16 protein-coding genes are annotated in these 18,663 nt (G+C 69.0%); 11 read left to right on the forward strand and 5 right to left on the reverse strand.

The genetic code is table 11. The features are described from left to right. Position 1: 1 nt before the first annotated feature. On the reverse strand, positions 2-1,822 hold the full coding sequence (locus tag ABNF93_RS25410; protein ID WP_349330688.1) for a S9 family peptidase: 1,821 nt from the start codon (positions 1,820-1,822) through the stop codon (positions 2-4). Positions 1,823-2,228: 406 nt separating this feature from the next. On the opposite strand from ABNF93_RS25410, the gene ABNF93_RS25415 reads away from it, so the two are divergent. The 6 genes from ABNF93_RS25415 to glgX all read left to right on the forward strand — a co-directional run bounded on the left by ABNF93_RS25415 (position 2,229) and on the right by glgX (position 8,967). Then, entirely contained in the window at positions 2,229-3,926 is a 1,698-nt protein-coding gene (locus tag ABNF93_RS25415; protein ID WP_349330689.1) for a nitrite/sulfite reductase, read from the forward strand. Next, positions 3,923-4,069 (forward strand): hypothetical protein, encoded by a 147-nt coding sequence (locus ABNF93_RS25420; RefSeq protein WP_349330690.1) that lies wholly within the window; start codon positions 3,923-3,925, stop codon positions 4,067-4,069. The genes ABNF93_RS25415 and ABNF93_RS25420 overlap by 4 nt, the downstream gene beginning before the upstream one ends. Then, positions 4,066-4,800, forward strand: coding sequence for a phosphoadenylyl-sulfate reductase (locus tag ABNF93_RS25425; protein WP_349330691.1), 735 nt, complete (start codon positions 4,066-4,068; stop codon positions 4,798-4,800). The genes ABNF93_RS25420 and ABNF93_RS25425 overlap by 4 nt, the downstream gene beginning before the upstream one ends. Further along, entirely contained in the window at positions 4,797-6,023 is a 1,227-nt protein-coding gene (gene cobA / locus ABNF93_RS25430) for a uroporphyrinogen-III C-methyltransferase (RefSeq protein WP_349330692.1), read from the forward strand. The genes ABNF93_RS25425 and cobA overlap by 4 nt, the downstream gene beginning before the upstream one ends. After that, a complete protein-coding gene (locus ABNF93_RS25435) occupies positions 6,020-6,736 on the forward strand; it encodes a sirohydrochlorin chelatase (protein WP_349330693.1) in 717 nt (238 codons plus the stop codon). Before cobA ends, ABNF93_RS25435 begins: the two co-directional genes overlap by 4 nt. Before the next feature lie 107 nt (positions 6,737-6,843). Next, positions 6,844-8,967: a glycogen debranching protein GlgX gene (gene glgX / locus ABNF93_RS25440; RefSeq protein WP_349330694.1), complete on the forward strand. Its 2,124-nt coding sequence runs from the start codon at positions 6,844-6,846 to the stop codon at positions 8,965-8,967. 50 nt (positions 8,968-9,017) lie between these two features. Here the strand turns inward: glgX and ABNF93_RS25445 are convergent, their stop codons facing one another. Next, a complete protein-coding gene (locus tag ABNF93_RS25445) occupies positions 9,018-9,860 on the reverse strand; it encodes a PPK2 family polyphosphate kinase (protein ID WP_349330695.1) in 843 nt (280 codons plus the stop codon). Positions 9,861-9,940: 80 nt separating this feature from the next. Here ABNF93_RS25445 and ABNF93_RS25450 point away from each other — a divergent pair, with 80 nt between their 5' ends. The 4 genes from ABNF93_RS25450 to ABNF93_RS25465 all read left to right on the forward strand — a co-directional run bounded on the left by ABNF93_RS25450 (position 9,941) and on the right by ABNF93_RS25465 (position 13,278). Then, on the forward strand, positions 9,941-10,750 hold the full coding sequence (locus tag ABNF93_RS25450) for a dihydrofolate reductase family protein (RefSeq protein ID WP_349330696.1): 810 nt from the start codon (positions 9,941-9,943) through the stop codon (positions 10,748-10,750). A gap of 178 nt (positions 10,751-10,928) precedes the next feature. Beyond that, the gene (locus tag ABNF93_RS25455; protein WP_349330697.1) at positions 10,929-11,519 is read left to right on the forward strand and encodes a TIGR03086 family metal-binding protein; all 591 of its coding nucleotides are present in this window, start codon (positions 10,929-10,931) and stop codon (positions 11,517-11,519) included. Between the two features lie 38 nt (positions 11,520-11,557). Continuing rightward, entirely contained in the window at positions 11,558-12,628 is a 1,071-nt protein-coding gene (locus ABNF93_RS25460) for an ATP-dependent DNA ligase (protein WP_349330698.1), read from the forward strand. 98 nt (positions 12,629-12,726) lie between these two features. Next, positions 12,727-13,278, forward strand: coding sequence for a hypothetical protein (locus ABNF93_RS25465; RefSeq protein WP_349330699.1), 552 nt, complete (start codon positions 12,727-12,729; stop codon positions 13,276-13,278). 2 nt (positions 13,279-13,280) lie between these two features. On the opposite strand, the gene ABNF93_RS25470 is transcribed toward ABNF93_RS25465, so the two are convergent. Together ABNF93_RS25470 and ligD are read right to left on the reverse strand one after the other, a co-directional pair. Next, entirely contained in the window at positions 13,281-14,600 is a 1,320-nt protein-coding gene (locus ABNF93_RS25470) for an RNA polymerase sigma factor (RefSeq protein WP_349330700.1), read from the reverse strand. 14 nt (positions 14,601-14,614) lie between these two features. Further along, the gene (gene ligD, locus ABNF93_RS25475; RefSeq protein WP_349330702.1) at positions 14,615-15,664 is read right to left on the reverse strand and encodes a non-homologous end-joining DNA ligase; all 1,050 of its coding nucleotides are present in this window, start codon (positions 15,662-15,664) and stop codon (positions 14,615-14,617) included. Positions 15,665-16,158: 494 nt separating this feature from the next. Between ligD and ABNF93_RS25480 the strand changes: the two genes are divergently transcribed. Then, entirely contained in the window at positions 16,159-17,091 is a 933-nt protein-coding gene (locus ABNF93_RS25480; protein WP_349330703.1) for a hypothetical protein, read from the forward strand. Positions 17,092-17,157: 66 nt separating this feature from the next. On the opposite strand, the gene ABNF93_RS25485 is transcribed toward ABNF93_RS25480, so the two are convergent. Next, positions 17,158-18,657 carry a hypothetical protein gene (locus ABNF93_RS25485; RefSeq protein ID WP_349330704.1) on the reverse strand — a complete coding sequence of 500 codons (1,500 nt, stop codon included), beginning with the start codon at positions 18,655-18,657 and terminating at the stop codon, positions 17,158-17,160. Positions 18,658-18,663 lie beyond the last annotated feature (6 nt).

Consider the following 18,663-nt stretch of genomic DNA (forward strand, 5'->3'; position numbering starts at 1 on the left):
CCTACAGCTTCGGCGCACTCGATGCGTCCTCTGGCGGACCGGAGAGGTGGCGGCTGAGGAAGTCGAGCTGGCGCGCCATCTGCTTGATCTGCTCCTCGACGACGACACTCATGTGACCGGCCTCGAACCTGTAGTCCTCGTACGGCGTTCCCAGCTCGGCGAGGCGGGCGAGGTAGTTGTCGACCGAGCGGATCGGGCAGCGCGGGTCGTTGGTGCTGGCGATGACGAGAAGCGGCGCCTTCACCCGGTCGGTGTACGTGATCGGGTTCGATCGCGCCCACTTGTCCGGGATCTGCTCAGGTGAGCCGCCGAACAATGACCGGTCGTATTCGCGGACCGGTTCCATTTCGTCCTCGTAGAGCGCGACGAGGTCCCCGATGGGGACGTCGGCGATCCCGGCGGCCCAGCGGTCGGCTTGCGTGCCGAGCGCAAGCAGCGTGAGGTAGCCGCCCCACGACTTGCCGGTGATCACGCACCGGTCGGGATCACTGAGTCCCGTGTCTACCGCCCAGTCGCGCACTGCGGCGACGTCCTCGAGTTCGACCAGGCCGGGCGCCGGTCGCAGCGCGTCGCGCCAGGCCGCGCCGTATCCGGACGAGCCACGATAGTTGACGTGGACGACGCGGAAGCCGGCGTCGACGAACGCGGCCCGGATGGGGAAGAAGCTGTCGGTCATCTCGCCGCCAGGCCCGCCGTGGAGCCAGAACACCGTGGGCATCGGACCGCTCGCGGCCGGAGGGCTGGCCACCAGTGCGTGGATCCGTCCGCCCGGGCCGTCGACCCAGGCATCGTCGAGGGCTGCGGACGGCGGTGCCGGTTCCACCACCTCCAGCACCGGTGACCCGGACTCGGTCAGGATGGCGGACGGCCGGTCCCCCGCCGACCACTGATACTCCACCGTGCCATCCGGTCGTACGCCATGTCCCCAGACGACGCCGCGCGCGGTCTCCACCCGTGCGAGGCTCTCGGCCCCCAGGTCGTACCGGTAGAGCTCGTCTCGCGCCAGCCAGTGGCGTCGGATCAGCAGAGCCGATCCGTCCGGGTACCAGGAGGCGGACAGTTCACCGGGCAGATCGATGTGCGGCTGGACGAAAGTATCGGCGGCGAGGTCCCAGATCATCGGCTCGGAGCGGCCGGATCGCTCGTGATGGAGGAGGAGTCGGGAGTCCTCGGGGCACGGAGCGAAAGCCACCGCGTGCAGAGTACGGCCGATACCGTCCCACAGCTCGCCCGCGATCTCACCGACGACGGTCCCGCACCCGGTTCGCAGGACACGGATTGCCGGATAGTCCGCGTCACCGTGCTCGGAGTGCTCGATCGCCAGCAGAGTCTCGTCGTAGGACATGGCCGAGACCTGCGCGTGGCGGGCCGACTCGTACAACGTGGTCGTGGCCGCGCTGTCGAACCGGTGGAGGTGGAGTCGCACGCCGCCACGCTCGGACATTCCAACCGCCGCCACCCGGTGACCGAGCGCCAGGCCGACCGGGTAGCCCGGCGCCAGGTCCGGAAACGCGATCTCGGCTTTGCCGCCCGCCGCGCCGGAGACGTCGAACGCCTGTCGCACCCACCGGCCACGCTCGTCATGGGCGGTGTCGTCGAACCACCAGACCGACTCACCGTCCGGATGGATCACGCCCCACGTGGTTCCCTCCGGTCGCGACGTCAACTGGACGTGCCGGGCCTCCTGGCGGTCCCATCCGTACAGCTCGGCGGTACCGCTGCGGTTGGAGGTGTAGAGGCACCGATGCGGGGCGTCACGTGCCCACCGTGGAAAGCTGATGTCGGTCGCCCTGAATCGTCGAACCCACGCTGGCTGAGTCATCGGGCGATCTTGCCAGAGGCCAGCTCCGGCACCCAGCAGTCGGCGACAGAGTGCCGCGAAGCGGGACGAAATCCCTGGGCCGAGGCTGATCAGGGCAACCAGAATCCCTACAAGAATAGTCGGACTTCGAGACGGACGTCTCGCATCGCGGACGATTCAGTTGCCAGTCGGGCCTCATTCACGCAGGCTGATGACCATGATGATGCCCGTAACCCCGCTCCTCGTGGGACGGCGTCACCTCGATTTCGGCCGCATGCGCAGCATGCTGTGTCTCTCGGCGCGCTGAGGCGCCCCACCCTCCCCTGACAGCGGGACCCGGGCGCTCGGTTGCGCCGGCTTCCTCGACTTTGCCGCTCGGCACGGTGGCGTTGACCATCCTGTGCCCTGACCGAGGACCAAACACTCCATGACATCCACGTCGTCTGCCGCCCGGCCGCGGCCCGCCGCCAACCGTCCCCCACGCCGCAAGCGCGGCGAAGGACAGTGGGCGTTGGGCTACCGCGAGCCGCTCAACAAGAACGAGCAGGCCAAGAAGGACGACGACCCGCTGAACGTCCGTGCCCGGATCGAGAACATCTACGCCCACCGCGGCTTCGACTCGATCGACCCGTCCGACCTGCGCGGTCGCTTCCGCTGGTGGGGCCTCTACACCCAGCGCAAGCCCGGAATGAGCGGGGAGCACACCTCGATCCTCGACACCGAGGAGCTCGAGGACTCCTACTTCATGCTGCGCGTCCGCATCGACGGTGGTCAGCTCACGGTCGCGCAGCTGCGCACCATCGCCGACATCTCCACGACGTACGCCCGCGACTCGGCCGACGTCACCGACCGGCAGAACATCCAGCTGCACTGGATCCGCATCGAGGACATGCCGACGATCTGGGAACGCCTGGAGGCCGTCGGCCTGCAGACCCAGGAAGCGTGCGGCGACTGCCCTCGGGTCATCATCGGCAGCCCGGTCGCGGGAGTCGCCGCCGACGAGATCATCGACCCGACACCGGCCATCCACGAGATCGCCACCAGCTACATCGGCAGCAAGGAGTTCTCCAACCTGCCGAGGAAGTACAAGACCGCCCTCACCGGCCACCCGAGCCAGGACGTCGCGCCGGAGACCAACGACATCGCGTTCGTCGGCGTCGTCCACCCCGACCACGGTCCTGGCTTCGACCTGTGGGTCGGCGGGGGCCTGTCCACCAACCCGATGCTCACCCAGCGGCTCGGCACCTGGATCCCCCTCGACGAGGTCGCCGAGGCGTGGTGGGGCGTCACGAGCATCTTCCGCGACTACGGCTACCGGAGGCTGCGGCACCGCGCGCGGCTCAAGTTCCTCGTCGCCGACTGGGGGGCCGAAAAGTTCCGCGACGTGCTGGAGAACGAGTATCTCAAGCGCAAGCTGGTCGACGGTCCCGCGCCCGAGCCTCCCGCGGTTCCCGGCGACCACATCGGGGTCCACCGCCAGAAGGACGGCCGCTACTACGTCGGCGTCGCGCCGCTCGCCGGCCGGGTGTCGGGGAGCCAGCTCGGAAAGTTCGCCGACATCGCCGCGGCACACGGCTCGGATCGCATCCGTACCACACCGCTGCAGAAGCTGCTCGTGCTCGACGTCGAGGAGGACCAGGTCGAGCACCTGGTGGGCGCACTCGCCGACATCGGCCTGCAGGCACGCCCGTCCGGATGGCGCCGGCACACCATGGCCTGTACCGGGATCGAGTACTGCAAGCTCGCCATCGTCGAGACCAAGGCTCGCGCGGCCGCGTTGATCGATGAGCTGGAGCGGCGCATCCCCGAGCTCGACGTCCCGATCACCGTCAACCTCAACGGCTGCCCCAACTCCTGCGCCAGGATCCAGGTCGCCGACATCGGTCTCAAGGGCCAGAGCGTGCTCGACAATGCCGGGCAGCAGGTGGAGGGTTTCCAGGTCCACCTCGGTGGTGGGCTCGGGCTCGACGCCGGCTTCGGGCGCAAACTCCGCCGCCACAAGGTCACCGCCGACGAGTTGCCGGACTACGTCGAGCGGGTCGTCCGCCACTACCTCGACCAGCGTGAGCAGGGCGAGCGCTTCGCCCAGTGGGTGACCCGGGCGCCAGAGGAGGCCCTCACATGAGCGAGCGCGCGACCCCGTTCTACTGCCCGTACTGCGGCGAGGAGGACCTCCGTCCCGCCGAGGACAGCCACGGCGCGTGGGAGTGCCGCGGCTGCACCCGTGCCTTCTCCCTGAAGTTCATCGGACTGGTGGTGCGTTCATGAGTCTTACTGCCGCTTTGCCTCAGCAGTCGGGGGCGTCCGGGCGTGACGCCGCGGAACTCGAGGCGCTCGCCACCCAGGCGGGCCGCGACCTCGAGCACGCGACCGCAACCGAGATCATCCAGTGGGCGGTGGACACGTTCGGTGAACGGTTCTGCATCACGTCGTCGATGCAGGAGACGGCGCTGTCGCATCTCGCCTCGACGGTCCAGCCAGGCATCGACGTGGTGTTCCTCGACACCGGCTACCACTTCGCGGAGACCGTCGGCACCGCCGACGCCGCCTCGGTGACCATCCCGATCAACCTCGTCACCGTCCGGCCGCGGCAGACGGTGGCCGAGCAGGACGCCACGCTCGGAGCCGACCTGTACGCAAGGAACCCGGACCTGTGCTGCCAGCTCCGCAAGGTTGCGCCGCTGGAGCGGGCGTTGCAGGCCTACGACGCCTGGGCGACCGGAATCCGGCGCGACGAGGGACCGGACCGGGCGAACACACCCGTGGTCGCATGGGACGCCCGGCGCGGCAAGGTCAAGATCGCGCCCTTCGCCCGGTGGACCCAGGATGACCTCGACAGCTACATCGTCGACAATGGCGTGATGACCAACCCGCTCCTCCACGACGGCTACCCGTCCATCGGCTGCTGGCCGTGCACGCGGCGGGTGGCGCCCGGAGAGGATCCGCGGAGCGGGCGGTGGGCGGGGCTGTCCAAGACCGAGTGCGGCATCCACACATGAGCCCGCGCTATCCCCTGATGCTGGACCTGTCCGGACGCCGGGCGGTCGTCGTCGGGGGCGGCCCGGTCGCCGCGCGCCGGGTCCGTGGTCTGCTGGACGCCGACGCCGAGGTCGTGGTGGTCGCCCCGGAGTTGTGCGAGGACCTCGCGGTCATGACCGGTGATGCGCAGGTCACCTGGATTCCTCGGGAGTACGCCCCCGGCGACCTCGGCGGAGCATGGGTCGTGCAGACCGCCACCGGTGACGTGTCGACCGACGCGCGGGTCGCCGCCGAGGCCGAGGCGTCCGGCATCTGGTGCGTACGCGCCTCCGACGCCACCCACTCGCCCGCCTGGACGCCGGCCACGGCACGGGTCGACGACGTGACCGTCGCCGTCTCCGCCGGACGCGACCCGCGGCGGGCGCGGGCCATCAAGGACCGGATCGCCACCCAGCTCGAGACCGGCGAACTGCCAGTACGCAGGTTCCGCCGTCCCCGCAACGGCCACGTCGCCCTGGTCGGCGGCGGGCCCGGCGATCCCGGACTCATCACCGCCCGTGGTCGACGGCTGTTGGCCGACGCCGACGTCGTGGTCGTCGACCGACTGGCTCCGCGTGCTCTGCTCGCCGAACTCGACCCGGGCGTCGAGGTGGTCGAGGCCGGCAAGGGCCCGCAGGCCCACACCATGACCCAGATGGAGATCAACGACCTTCTCGTCGAGCGTGCCCGCGCCGGGCAGCAGGTCGTACGCCTGAAGGGCGGCGACCCGTTCGTCTTCGGCCGTGGCGGCGAGGAGGCGCTCGCCTGCGCCGAGGCCGGCGTTCCCTGCGAGGTCGTCCCGGGCGTGACCAGCGCAGTCGCCGTGCCGGAGGTGGCCGGAATTCCGGTGACCCACCGCGGCGTCGCCCGGCAGTTCACGGTGGTGTCGGCGCACACGTCGCGGCGCGGCGAGGAGCCCGACTGGGAAGGCCTTGCCGGCCTGGAAGGCACGCTCGTCTTCCTCATGGGGGTGAGCCAGCTCGGCGAGATCGTCGACGGCCTCCTCTCACACGGACGGTCGCCCGACACGCCGGTCGCTCTCGTCGAGCGCGGCACCCTGCCGGAGCAGCGTCTGACGCCGGGCACCCTGGCGACGATCGTCGACATCGCCGCCGCCCAGGACGTCCGCTCCCCCGCCGTCATCGTCGTGGGCGAGGTCGTCACCCTGGCATCACAGCTCGCATCCGGCGACGGGCGGCGATGACCCAGGGCCTCCTGCTGCTGGCCCACGGCAGCCGCGACGCCCGAGCGGCACAGGTCGCACAGCAGGTGGCCTCCGCGGCGGCGACTCGAGCGCGGGCCGCTACGCCTGATCTCGAGAGCTGCGCGGCCTTCCTCGAACTGGCTGCGCCCTCGCCGGAACAGGCGCTCGACCTGCTGGGCGAGCGTGGCGTCGACGATGTGGTCGTCCAGCCGTTCCTGCTGAGCCATGCGTACCACTCGAAGGTCGACCTGCCGGGCGTGTCGGCCCTCGTGGAGAAGCGCGGGTGGCCGGTCCGCACCGGCGACGTGCTGGGGCCCGACGACCTACTCCTCGACGCGTTGGCCGCTCGCCTGGACGAGGCGTGCGCGGCGGCCGACTACGACGCGGTGGTGCTCGCCGCGGCCGGCTCCACCGATCCCGACGCCAACCGTGCCGTCCAGGGCGTTGCCAGCGCGCTCGCCACGCGAATCGACACGCCCGTCACGGCGGGCTTCGCCTCCGCGGCGGAGCCCCGGGTCGGTCCCGCCGTCTCGCAGGCGAAGGCCGGCGGCGCGCGGCGCGTCGCCGTCGCGACGTACCTCCTCGCACCCGGCTTCTTCGCTGACCGCATCCGCGCGGACGCCGGACAGGCGGGCGCGTTCGCGGTGAGCGCCCCCCTCGGCGCCCGGCCGGAGGTCGTCGAACTGGTCCTCCGCCGCTCAGGGCTCGCCTGACAGGTAACCATTCCGCCGCAGGGGGCCCATGCGCCGTCCGGGGCGCGGGCTCACCTGGAAAGATGCCGCTAGTCAGCAACGTGTGCGATCCGGCGGAAAGGAGCGGAATGGTCGAGGTCTGGCCTGGAACGCCGTACCCCCTGGGTGCGACGTTCGACGGGGCGGGCACCAACTTCGCGCTGTTCAGCGAGGTCGCCGATGCCGTCGAGTTGTGTCTGTTCGACGGCGATGGCGCCGGCGACCGGGACAGCGGGAACGTCCGCGAGACCCGCGTGGCTCTGACCGAACGGGAGGGTTCGGTCTGGCACTGCTACCTCCCGCGGATCGGTCCTGGACAACGCTACGGGTTCCGCGTCCAGGGCCCGTACGAACCCGTGACCGGTCACCGCTGCAACCCCGCCAAGCTCCTGCTCGACCCCTACGCCAAGGCGATCGAGGGTGAGATCGACTGGCACGAGTCGCTGTTCTCGTACCGCTTCGGCAGCCCGGACACGCTCAACTCCGCCGACTCCGCCGCTCACACGATGAAGTCGATCGTCGTCAACCCCTACTTCGACTGGCAGGACGACCGACTCCCCCGTCGCTCCTACCACGAGACGGTCATCTACGAAGCACACGTCAAAGGACTGACGATCAACCATCCGGACATTCCCGAGGTGATCCGGGGCACCTACGCGGGACTCGCGGCGCCGGCAATGATCGATCACCTGCAGTCGCTGGGCGTGACGGCGGTCGAGCTGATGCCGGTGCACCAGTTCGTCCACGACAGCACCCTCGTCCAGAAGGGCCTGTCCAACTACTGGGGCTACAACACGATCGGCTACTTCGCGCCCCACAACGCCTACGCCGCGTCGGGCCAGCGCGGTGAGCAGGTGCAGGAGTTCAAGGCGATGGTCCGGGCGCTGCACCGGGCCGACATCGAGGTGATCCTCGACGTCGTCTACAACCACACCGCGGAGGGCAACCACCTCGGGCCGACGCTCGCGTTCAGGGGCATCGACAACGCCGCCTACTACCGACTTGTCGACAACGACCCGCGCTACTACATGGACACGACGGGCACCGGCAACAGCCTGCTCATGCGGCACCCCCACGTGCTCCAGCTGATCATGGACTCACTGCGCTACTGGGTGAGCGAGATGCACGTGGACGGCTTCAGATTCGACCTGGCGGCGACCCTCGCCCGGCAGTTCCACGAGGTCGACCGGCTGTCGGCGTTCTTCGACCTCGTCCAGCAGGATCCCATCGTGTCGCGGGTCAAGCTGATCGCCGAGCCGTGGGACGTCGGGCCGGGTGGCTATCAGGTCGGCAACTTCCCGCCGGTCTGGACGGAGTGGAACGGCAAGTACCGCGACTGCGTACGCGACTTCTGGCGCGGCCGCCCCGCCACCCTCGGCGAGTTCGCGATGCGGCTCACCGGATCGTCGGACCTGTACGAAGACGACGGGCGCAAGCCGTACGCCTCGATCAACTTCATCACCGCCCATGACGGCTTCACGTTGCGCGATCTCGTGTCGTACAACCACAAGCACAACGAAGCCAACGGCGAGCACAACCGCGACGGCACGTCGGACAACCGGTCCTGGAACTCGGGCGCCGAGGGACCCACGGACGACCACAGCATCGCCGCGCTTCGCCAACGCCAGCTACGCAACTTCCTCGCCACCCTGTTCCTGTCCGAGGGGGTGCCGATGATGCTGCACGGCGACGAGTTGGGACGTACCCAGCACGGCAACAACAACGCCTACTCCCAGGACAACGACATCTCCTGGGTCTCCTGGGTCAACGCCGACTCCGACCTGCTCGCCTTCACGAGGACGGTGAGCCAACTCCGCGCCGAGCACCCGGTTTTCCGGCGCCGCCGATTCTTCGACGGTCTTGGCGGCGGGGACGGGGTAGGCGACGTCGCCTGGCTCAAGCCCGACGGCACCGACATGACCGGCCGCGACTGGACGGCGGGGTTCGCGAAGTCGCTCACTGTCTTCCTCAACGGCGAAGCGATCCGTGAGCCCGGCCGGCAGGGCGAACGCATTGTCGACGACTCGTTCCTGCTGCTGTTCAACGCCTCCGAGGACGACCTCGAGTTCTCCGTACCAGGCGCGAAGTACGGCGAAGCGTGGGAGCCCGTGCTTGACACGGCCGACGACGACCTCCGGGAACGTGGGGCCGTGCTGGCGGGCGAGCAGCTGAAGGTCATCTCCCGCTCACTCGTGGTGCTCAAGCGGGTCTGAGCAAGCCGGGGAGCCATCCCGGCCGTGTCGTCGGATGCCATGGTCGCCTGTCAGGTGGCGCTGAGCCGGGCCTTCTCCGCCTCGACGTCGAAGTCCGCTGCGGGCCACTGGGGATCCAGGTCCTGCAGGTGCTCGACGAGCAGCTGAGTGACGGCCCAGTTGCGGTACCACTTGTGATCACTGGGTATGACATACCATGGCGCGGCCTCGGTGTCGGTCCGCTCCAGCACGTCCTGGTACGCCTGCTGATAGTCGTCCCAGTGGAGGCGTTCGGCGACGTCGTTCGGGTCGTACTTCCAGTGCTTCGTAGGGTTGTCCAGCCGAGCCATCAGGCGCTTCTTCTGTTCCTTCTTCGAGATGTGCAGGAAGCACTTGACGATCCGGATTCCGCGGAACGTCAGCTGGTCCTCGAACCTCGTGATCGTCGCGTACCGGCGGGACCAGGTGGCCCGGCTCACCAGCCCGCGCACGCGCGCGACCAGGACGTCCTCGTAGTGCGACCGGTCGAAGATCCCGAGATAGCCCGGCGCCGGAAGCTCACGGCGGATCCGCCACAGGAACCCGCGGCGACGCTCCTCGGGCGTGGGCGCCTTGAAGCCGACCACATGGACGCCCTGTGGATTCACCAGCCCGACCGCGTGCCGTACGGTTCCGCCCTTTCCCGCCGTGTCCATGCCCTGAAGGACGAGGAGCAGGCTTCGCTTGCCACCGGTCTGGCCTTCGGCGAAGAGCCGTTCCTGCAGATCAGCGAGTGCCGGGCCGAGGTCGCCGAGGGCCGCCCGCGCCTGGCGCTTGCCGCCCTTGAAGCCCGGCGTCGTCCTGGTCGACAGATCACCGATCACGACGGGCCGGGCCGGTGGGAGTCGGAGACGATCACTGAGCCGCTTCGCCATACCGTGCTCCCCTTCCCTCCGCCGTGCTGCCAGTGTCGCGTCAATTTCTGCTTGCGGCGACTCTCTGATGAGATCTCCCTGTGCGCTTGTTGATCCCGCAGACCGCTGCCCACCCACCCGCCTCCGTCGGCCGGACCGGGGAGACTGGCGTCGTCGTTCCCGGACCGGCGCACGGCCCCGACCTGGACGGCGCCGACCTGGACGACGCCGCACTCGCGGGGCTGTACGCCTATCCGCGGGATCGTCGCTGGGTCAGGGCCAACTTCGTCTCCACCGTCGACGGCGCCGCGCAGGGGCCCGATCATCGGTCGGGGTCGATCTCCGGCCCGGCTGACCGCCGCATTCTCGCACTCCTGCGCGCCCTGTCCGACGTCATCGTCGTCGGGGCGGGCACGGCCCGGGTCGAGGGCTACGCGCCCGCTGACATCCGTCCCGCCTTCGCCCCGCTGCGCGAACAGCTCGGACTACCACCCACGCCGCCGATCGCGGTGGTGACCGACTCCCTCGACATCCCCGACCGGCTGCTGACCGATCCGCGCACCGTCGTCCTCACCTGTACCCAGGCCGACCCCGACCGGCGGCGGCAGCTCGCCAGCCAGGTCGACCTCGCGACTGCCGGCGACGAGCAGGTCGATGCCGAGGCCGTTGTCGACGCCCTCACCGCCCGGGGGTACCAGCGCATTCTCAGCGAAGGTGGTCCGACCTTCGCGGGCTTCCTCGCCCGCGCCGGACTCCTCGACGAGTTGTGCCTGACGATCTCGCCCGAGCTTCTGGCCGGGCCGGCGATGCGCATCCTCACCGGGCCCGAACTCTCCGCGCCGGCGGACCTTCGCCTTGCCAGCCTGCTCGAGGCCGACGGGTTCCTGTTCTTCCGGTGGCTCTTCGCCTGACTCGCCCAGCCGGCGACATCTGTCGGTCCGCGGAGCGCCCCCAACCTGTCCATCACCTCGCCGGTGACAGCGGTGCGTGTCGGTCGCCGACCCTCCACTGGCGGCTCCGCATGTCTTCACTCCTCGCACCCACTCGAACGCGTACTGTCGACGTCCGAGGGGAACACGAAGGAGCGTCATGGATATCCGAGAGCTCGACCGGCGGGTGGTGGATACCACCACCAGGCTCGTCAACACCGTCACCGCCGACCAGCTCGACCGGCCCACCCCGTGCGCCGCCTGGAATGTCCGCCATCTCCTCGAACACATGATCGGACAGCACGACGGTTTCGCCCTCGCGGCGTCGGGCGAACCTACCGAGCTGGCCGCCTGGCGTCCACGCCCCTTCGACGACGACCCGTCCGGGCCCTACACGGAGGCGGCGACCCTGGTGACGGCCGCGTTCGCCCAGAACGGCGTTCTCGAGCGCGACTTCTGGCTGCCCGAGGTCCGGATCACGGCACCGTTCCCTGCCCGTGCGGCGATCGGGTTCCACTTCCTCGACAACGTCGTCCATGGCTGGGATGTCGCGAAGGCCCTTGATGTCGCGACGACGTACGACCAGGACGTACTCAACGTCGCCGTCGTCCTGGCCGCGAAGGTGCCGGACACGCCCGAGACCCGTGGACCCCGCAGCCACTTCCAGCCGGGTGTCGAGGTGCCCGCCACAGCTGCGCCGCTGGACCGGGTTGTCGCCATGCTCGGCCGCGACCCCTCCTGGCGACCTTGATCTGCTGGCCTGTCAGCGGGACCGGGCAAGATAGGGCCATGCAACTTCCGGTCATGCCGCCGGTATCGCCCATGCTGGCGAAGCCGGTGAAGCAGATACCTCAGGGGGCCCACAGTTTCGAGCCGAAATGGGACGGCTTCCGGTCGATCATCTTCCGTGACCACGACGAGGTGGAGATCGGCAGCCGCAACGAACGACCGATGACCCGCTACTTTCCGGAGCTCGTCGAGGCTGTCAAGGCGAACTTTCCCGCCCGAAGCGTGATCGACGGCGAGATCGTGATCGAGGACGCCGAAGGCGTACGCCTGGACTTCGAGGCCCTCCAGCTGCGGATCCACCCCGCGGCCAGCCGGGTCCGGCTGCTCGCCGAGCAGACGCCCGCCCGGTTCGTGGCGTTCGACCTGCTCGCCCTGGGCGACACCGACTACACCGGTCGGCCATTCGAGGAGCGCCGTGCGGCCCTCGTGGAGGCCCTGTCGAACGCGGGCCCGCCGGTCCACACCACGCCCGCGACCACCGATCGGAAGCTGGCCGAGCGCTGGTTCCACCAGTTCGAGGGTGCCGGGCTCGACGGTCTGATCGCCAAGCCGCTCGACGGGTTGTACGAACCCGACAAGCGGACGATGTTCAAGGTCAAGCACGAACGCACCGCCGACTGCGTCGTCGCGGGCTACCGGGTCCACAAGAGCGGCCCGGACGCGATCGGCTCCCTCCTGCTCGGCCTCTACAACGACGCCGGTGACCTCGCCAGCGTCGGTGTGATCGGCGCGTTCCCGCTAGCCCGGCGGCGGGAGCTCTTCACCGAGCTTCAGCCGCTCGTGACGACGTTCGACGACCATCCGTGGTCATGGGCCAAGCAGGAGGCGGGCAGTCGCACTCCGCGCAACGCCGAACAGAGCCGCTGGAGCGCCGGCAAGGACCTGTCGTTCGTGCCGCTTCGACCGGAGCGGGTCGTCGAGGTCCGGTATGACCACATGGAAGGCGTACGTTTCCGGCACACCACGCAGTTCGTCCGCTGGCGACCAGACCGCGAGCCGGAATCGTGCACCTATGCCCAGCTCGAGGAGCCGGTCCGCTTCGACCTCGCCGAGGTCCTGGGCACGAAGTGAGCACGCGCTCCTCACAATTTGCCGCACAGATGACCAAGGGCACTTTCCAATCGGGCACCCGCGCGGCACGATGGGCGCGGACACACGAGGAGGTGCCCATGTACAAAGTCGTGCTCCTCATCGAAAAGCCGATCTCGCACTTCGACGCACATCAGATCGCCGAGCTTTACCGGGTGTCGGGCGAACCCACCCATGTCCACGTTCTGCTCCCCGTCGAGGACGCGTCGGCTCGGGTCGAGTCGGCGCTCGGGTCGATCGCGGCGAGTGAAGTGCTCGCTACGTCCGCTCTCAACTTCCCCGACGTCGACCTGGCGAAGATCCAGCGGGAGATCGTCGAACGCAGCAAGTCAGCGCTCGACCAGAGCGTTCAGGCGCTCGGTCGGTGCGGGTGCTCGGCCGACGGCGAGGTGACGTCAGCGGATCCGGTCGATGCGCTCGCTGCCGCCGTACGGGAGCGGAACGCGGCCGAGGTCGTCATCCTCACGCGGCCGCACCTGGTGGCGGAGTTCTTCCACTTCGACTGGACCTCGAAGGCACGCCGCCGACTCGGTGTTCCGTGCCTGCACCTCATCGAACACCGCGATCCCGTGCCGACTGATCCAGACGCCGCCCCTACCGGTTCCGGCCGGCGCAACGGCTCACCCGGCTAGGTTCAGCTCAGATCGGACCGTCGGGCATCCTCGGCTTCCGCATGGTGCCCGTGGGGTTCGAGTTCTGCGATTCTGCGGGCGAGGTACGCGCGTTCTGGAGAGTTTCCCGCGAGCCGGAGCGCTCTTGAGTACTCCTCGCGCGCCGCGACGAGCCGCCCCATCCGGCGCAGGAAGTCGGCTCGGGTCGCGGGTAGCAGGTGGTAGTTCGCAAGCCGCTCGTCGAGGTCGGCCAGCAGGGCGAGGGCCGTCGCCGGACCGTCGGCCTCGGCGACCGCCACGGCCCGGTTGAGGCGTACGACGGGCGAGTCCGTTATGCGTTCCAGGCGTTCGTACAGCATGGTGATCGCCCGCCAGTCAGTGTCGACCGCGCGACGTGCTGACGCGTGCTCAGCGGCGATCGCCGCCTGAAGGAGGTACGACGTCGCGCGTCCGCCGAACCCCGCTGCCTTCTCGAGCAGGGCGACGCCTTCCGCGATCTCCGTCTGATGCCAGCGCTCGCGGTCCTGGTCAGGGAGAAGTACCAGCTCGCCGGTGTCGTCGGCGCGGGCGTCCCTCCGGGAGTGGTGCAGGAGCAGCAGGGCGAGCAGAGCCATCGGATCGGGCTCGTCCGGGAGGAGCTCGACGACCACCCGCGTGAGCCGAATCGCCTCATCGCACAGGCCCCGCCGAACGAGCGCGTCCCCGGAGGACGCCGAGTGGCCTTCGGTGAAGATCAGGTAGAGCACAGTGAGGACACCGCCCAGCCGATCAGGCAGCTCCGCCTCGGTGGGCACACGGTAGGGGATCGAGGCGGCGGCGATCTTCTTCTTGGCGCGGGTGAGTCGAGCAGCCATGGTCGGTTCAGAGACCAGGAAGGCGCGAGCGATCTCCGGTGTCGTCAGGCCGCCGACCAGTCGGAGTGTGAGCGCCGTCCGCGCCTCGAGAGCGAGGGCCGGGTGGCAGCAGGTGAACAGCAGGCGCAGCCGTTCATCGGGGATGGCGGAGATCGCCGCGTCGTCCGGATCGAACCCGTCCGGCCGCGCACCGCCCGCAGGGTCTGTCCCTGCCGCGGCGTCGATGACGAGCAGGGGAAGCTTGCGGGCCAGGGTGGCGTCTCGGCGCACCCGATCGAGGCCTCGGCGCTTCGCCGTGGTGAAGAGCCATGCCTCCGGGCGGTCGGGGATGCCGTCCCGCGCCCAGTGCTCGACCGCCAGCTCGAATGCCTCAGCCAACGAGTCTTCGGCGATGTCCAGGCTGCGGAAGTGGCCGGCGAGCAACGCGAGCAGCCGGGCCCAGTGCGCGCGGAATGCCTCGACCACCGCGCCGGGAGCATCATGTGCCACGAGTGGCACCTCTTTCAGGCCTTGTTACGGGCCCGGCTGGGCTGGACCCGCATCGGCTCGCCCGGCATCTTCGGATAGTCCGGTGGGTATGGCAGGTCGCCCAGCCCTTCGTCGCGTTGGTCGCGCTCGGCCCACTCCAGCAGGGTGTCGATCGCGTACGCCTCTTCATTGACTCCCGCGTGGAGGTCACCCACCGTGGCGAATCGCTCCGGCATGGTCACGATGTCGAAGTCCTCGGGAGCGACACTCTCCAACTCGTCCCACCGCAGTGGTGCCGACACCGGTGCCCGGGACCTCGGGCGGATGGAGTAGGCCGACGCGATCGTGCGGTCCCTCGCCATCTGGTTGTAGTCGATGAAGACCCGCTCTCCGCGCTCCTCCTTCCACCAGGACATCGTCACCAGGTCAGGCAGTCGGCGTTCCAGCTCCCGACCGAGGGCGATGACCGCTCGCCTCGTCTCGACGAAAGTCCACTTCGCCTGGATGGGTACGTAGACGTGGAGGCCTCGCCCACCGGAGGTCTTGGGCCAACCCTCCATGCCCAGCTCGTGCAGCAGCGCGCGTAGTTGGGGGGCCACGCGGACTGCATCGGCGAAGTCCGTCCCCGGCTGCGGGTCGAGGTCGATCCGGATCTGGTCGGGATGGTCCACGTTGGGTCGGCGTACGGGCCATGGGTGGAAGGTGAGTGTGCCGAGGTTGGCCGCCCAGGCGATCACCGCGGTCTCGGTGGGGCAGACCTCGTCGGCGGGGCGCCCGCTGGGGAACGTGATGCGGACCGTCTCCACCCACTCCGGCGCGCCTTTGGGTATCCGCTTCTGGTAGAACGCGTCGCCTCGGTTGTCGCCCCTGGTCGACAACTTCGCTCCCTCGAAAACGCCACCGGGCCACCGCTCCAACGTGGTGGGACGCTCGCGCAGGGCACCCAGGATGCCGTCGCCGACGGAGAGAAAGTAATGGACGATGTCTCGCTTCGTGAACCCGCGCTCGGGGAAGTACACCTTGTCGGGGTTGGACACACGCACGGTGCGCGCGCCCACCTCGATCTCTTCGTACGGCGTCGCCATGCCCGAACGCTAGCGCGAGTCACCGACAGCACGCCTCGAGACGCCTCGGCCGTGCCTCATTTCTGCCGGGGCGAGTCCCGACATACGGTGGCAGAGACCGCGACGCCCTCACGGGAGGCATTGAACCCATGAACGACGTTCCCGGCGAGCGAGACACACCCGAAGGTGCGCCTCAGCGGCCATCGTCAGACACTTCGTCCTCGCCGCCGCCGTGGGGTGGGTCGCCGCCCCCTGCACAGCAGCAGGGATGGTCCGCGCAGGGACGGCCGATCACCACAGGTCCTGCCTCCGGACCGCCTGCTGGCCCACAAGGTGGCGGGCCCGGCCCCTACGGCCCTCCAGGGTCCGTGGGACCGCCTCCTCAGCCGCCTCCTCAGCCGCCGGCCAACCTGCCACCCGGTCCCCATCCGCAGGGTCCCCCCGGAGGTCCTCCGCCAGCGGTGTGGGGATCCCCGCAGGCTCCGCGGCAGCGGCCGCCTCGCAGCCGAGGCAAGGTGATCCTCACCGTCGCGCTGCTGGTGGGTATCCCTCTCCTCCTCATCGGAGGCGGCATCGCGGCTTACTGGTACATCGGCAACTCCGGTGGCGGGGCGAGCAGTGATCCGCCCAACGCCAGCTCGGAGGGCGCTGACGTCGCGGACATCGAGGCGGCCATCGAGAAGCAGGGCTTCTCCTGTTACGAGACCTTGAGCCAACCGACCGTCGTACGTTCCTGCTATCTCACGGCCTCTGACGGTGCGCATGTCGCCGTACGCATGCAGGCAGGTCAGGACGGCGAAGCGCTCCATGTGGAGGTCATGGGGCGGCAGTCAGGAGTTGGCAGCCTGACTGCTCCCCGGGGCGATCCAGTTGAGCCGACCACGCAGGCGTTCACCGCGATCAGCGAGACGCTGCTGGGCTCTGAGGCCAACGAACTTCCGGAGATCGAGGGCGGCCAGTCCCGAACGACGTTCGTGCCGTGGGGCCGGGTGGAGTTCGGGGCGTTCCCCGACGCCTCGTTCGCAACCTTCGCCAAGGACGGGACCAAGCCCGTCTCCGGGAGTGCAGTGCTTCCTGCCTCGATCGGCGACATTCAGAAAGGCCTCGGCGGCGCCGGGTTCGCCTGTGACACAGACAGCTGCGACAAGGATGCAGAGGGCACGACCTCCCTCGCCCGGGTGAAGAGGAGCGAGATTCGCCTCTCTGTCGAGGATGCGGGCCAACCGGTGAGCGACAAAGTTCTACGTACGCACATCGACGCCGTGCTCGACCAACTCGTCAGCGGAGCAGATCGCGAGGCGGCAATGTCCTGGGCCAGCTCGCGACTGAACCCGGAGCACGGGTTTGTCCAGGGTGACGCAGGTGGCCTGCACATCGAGATCGCGCGTGACGGTGCGGAATCGGCTGAGGTCGTCATACAGCCCGCGCAAGCCCGCTTCCCATCCTGAACGGGCAAAGACTTGGGCGGGGCCGGATGTCCGACCCCGCCCGAGAAACGGATTGAACGGAACAGCTCAGCCGATGACGCCTGGCGGGGCGTCACCGTCAGCGCCCCAGACGTCCTCGTCCTCTTCGAGCCAGGTGTTGCGTTCCTGCTCCTGGCCACCGTCCTGGCCCATGCCAGCGCCGCCCATCATGGGCATCATGCCGCCCATGCCGCCACGCATTCCTGCCCCGGCTCCCATGCCGCCGCCGAAGCCACCGACACCGCCCATGCCGGCGCCCGCTCCTGCGGCACCGGGAATGCCGCTGACGGCCGGTCCAGCTCCGTGTATCGGCGTGCCGCTCGGGAATCCTCCGCCACCGCCGCCGCCGATGCCGCCGCCGCCGAGTCCGCCTGCGCGGGCTGTCTCGGTACCGGTGTCGACACCACCAGTGCCGCGACCGCCGCTACCCGGAAACTGATCGCCGTCGGGGATCCCGTCGCCGTTGTGGTCAGGGTCGTTCGGGAACGGATCCTGGGAGTCCGGGATCCCGTCACCGTCGGAGTCCGTGCCGTCGGGGACGTCAGGCGTGTCCGGTGTACCGGGCGTGTCAGGCGTGTCAGGCGTGTCGGGTATGCCGGGCGTGTCAGGGCTGCCGGGCGTGTCAGGCGTGCCGAACGGGCCGGCGCCTCCACCGCCTCCACCGCCACCGCCCCCGCCGCCGCCCGGGTCTCCAGAGGCGATCTGCGGTGCCTGCGCAGGCTGCGGAAACTTCCCGGAGACCTCGGTGTATTTGGTGGTGAGATCCGTCGCGGTCTGCTGGCACCTCTCCTCCTCCGACTTGTTCATCTCGAGAGTGCGGAAGATGCCGTCGTAGTCAACCCCGTTGGCCGGCACCTGGCAGTCGTAGAGGCCGTCTTCGCTGGTCTTTGTCTGGATGCCAGCTTCGCTGTAGTAGTCGTTCATCGAGTCGCGGTCGATGTCGTTTCCGCCGTTGGCCTCCCCGATCCTCGGGATCTGGAGAATCTCACCGTCGGCGCTGCCCTTGCGGAACTCGTACTTGATCGATCCGTTCGTCACGCCAGACACCCACCACTTGATGTAGTAGGAGTCCTCGTGCCATCCGGGTTTGGGGAGCTTGTCGTCGTTCTGGATGCCACCGACGTAGCCGCCCAGGTCCTCGAACAGTTGGCGGAAGCCCTCTGAGTCAGCCCCGTCGTCGCTCACCTGGAACGCCTGGTCCTCCGACTGCGGCGCGGGCGGTTTCGGGTTGGTCTTGTCGCAGCGGTGCGCGACCTCCTTGGCGAACCAGATCACCTGCTCGAGCTTGTCCTTGAAGGAGTCGGCGGCCTTCCCCTGCCAGCCTCCACTGTTACCGCCGGAGAAGAGTTGATCGCGTGCCGTCTCCAGCCCTTCGGCAATATCGGCGGCAGCCGTGCCGGCGTGCTTCCAATATTCGGCGGCGCCGTTGATCCAGCCCTCACTCGGCGCCTTGGGATCGTCATAGTCGCCTACGTAGTAAGGGTCCGGGTATCCCCGCACGCGGAAGAGAATCCTCTGGTGCCCGGATCCGGCAAGCTTCTCAGTCATCGTCGT

The sequence above is a fragment of the Actinopolymorpha sp. B9G3 genome (genome assembly GCF_040120725.1).
Classification (GTDB): domain Bacteria; phylum Actinomycetota; class Actinomycetes; order Propionibacteriales; family Actinopolymorphaceae; genus Thermasporomyces.

Bases quoted from the DNA above. Each gene is read 5' to 3' on its own strand.
- ABNF93_RS25410 (WP_349330688.1), bottom strand. From the start codon at position 1,822: ATGACTCAGCCAGCGTGGGTTCGACGATTCAGGGCGACCGACATCAGC.
- ABNF93_RS25415 (WP_349330689.1), top strand. From the start codon at position 2,229: ATGACATCCACGTCGTCTGCCGCCCGGCCGCGGCCCGCCGCCAACCGT.
- ABNF93_RS25420 (WP_349330690.1), top strand. From the start codon at position 3,923: ATGAGCGAGCGCGCGACCCCGTTCTACTGCCCGTACTGCGGCGAGGAG.
- ABNF93_RS25425 (WP_349330691.1), top strand. From the start codon at position 4,066: ATGAGTCTTACTGCCGCTTTGCCTCAGCAGTCGGGGGCGTCCGGGCGT.
- cobA (WP_349330692.1), top strand. From the start codon at position 4,797: ATGAGCCCGCGCTATCCCCTGATGCTGGACCTGTCCGGACGCCGGGCG.
- ABNF93_RS25435 (WP_349330693.1), top strand. From the start codon at position 6,020: ATGACCCAGGGCCTCCTGCTGCTGGCCCACGGCAGCCGCGACGCCCGA.
- glgX (WP_349330694.1), top strand. From the start codon at position 6,844: ATGGTCGAGGTCTGGCCTGGAACGCCGTACCCCCTGGGTGCGACGTTC.
- ABNF93_RS25445 (WP_349330695.1), bottom strand. From the start codon at position 9,860: ATGGCGAAGCGGCTCAGTGATCGTCTCCGACTCCCACCGGCCCGGCCC.
- ABNF93_RS25455 (WP_349330697.1), top strand. From the start codon at position 10,929: ATGGATATCCGAGAGCTCGACCGGCGGGTGGTGGATACCACCACCAGG.
- ABNF93_RS25460 (WP_349330698.1), top strand. From the start codon at position 11,558: ATGCAACTTCCGGTCATGCCGCCGGTATCGCCCATGCTGGCGAAGCCG.
- ABNF93_RS25465 (WP_349330699.1), top strand. From the start codon at position 12,727: ATGTACAAAGTCGTGCTCCTCATCGAAAAGCCGATCTCGCACTTCGAC.
- ligD (WP_349330702.1), bottom strand. From the start codon at position 15,664: ATGGCGACGCCGTACGAAGAGATCGAGGTGGGCGCGCGCACCGTGCGT.
- ABNF93_RS25485 (WP_349330704.1), bottom strand. From the start codon at position 18,657: ATGACTGAGAAGCTTGCCGGATCCGGGCACCAGAGGATTCTCTTCCGC.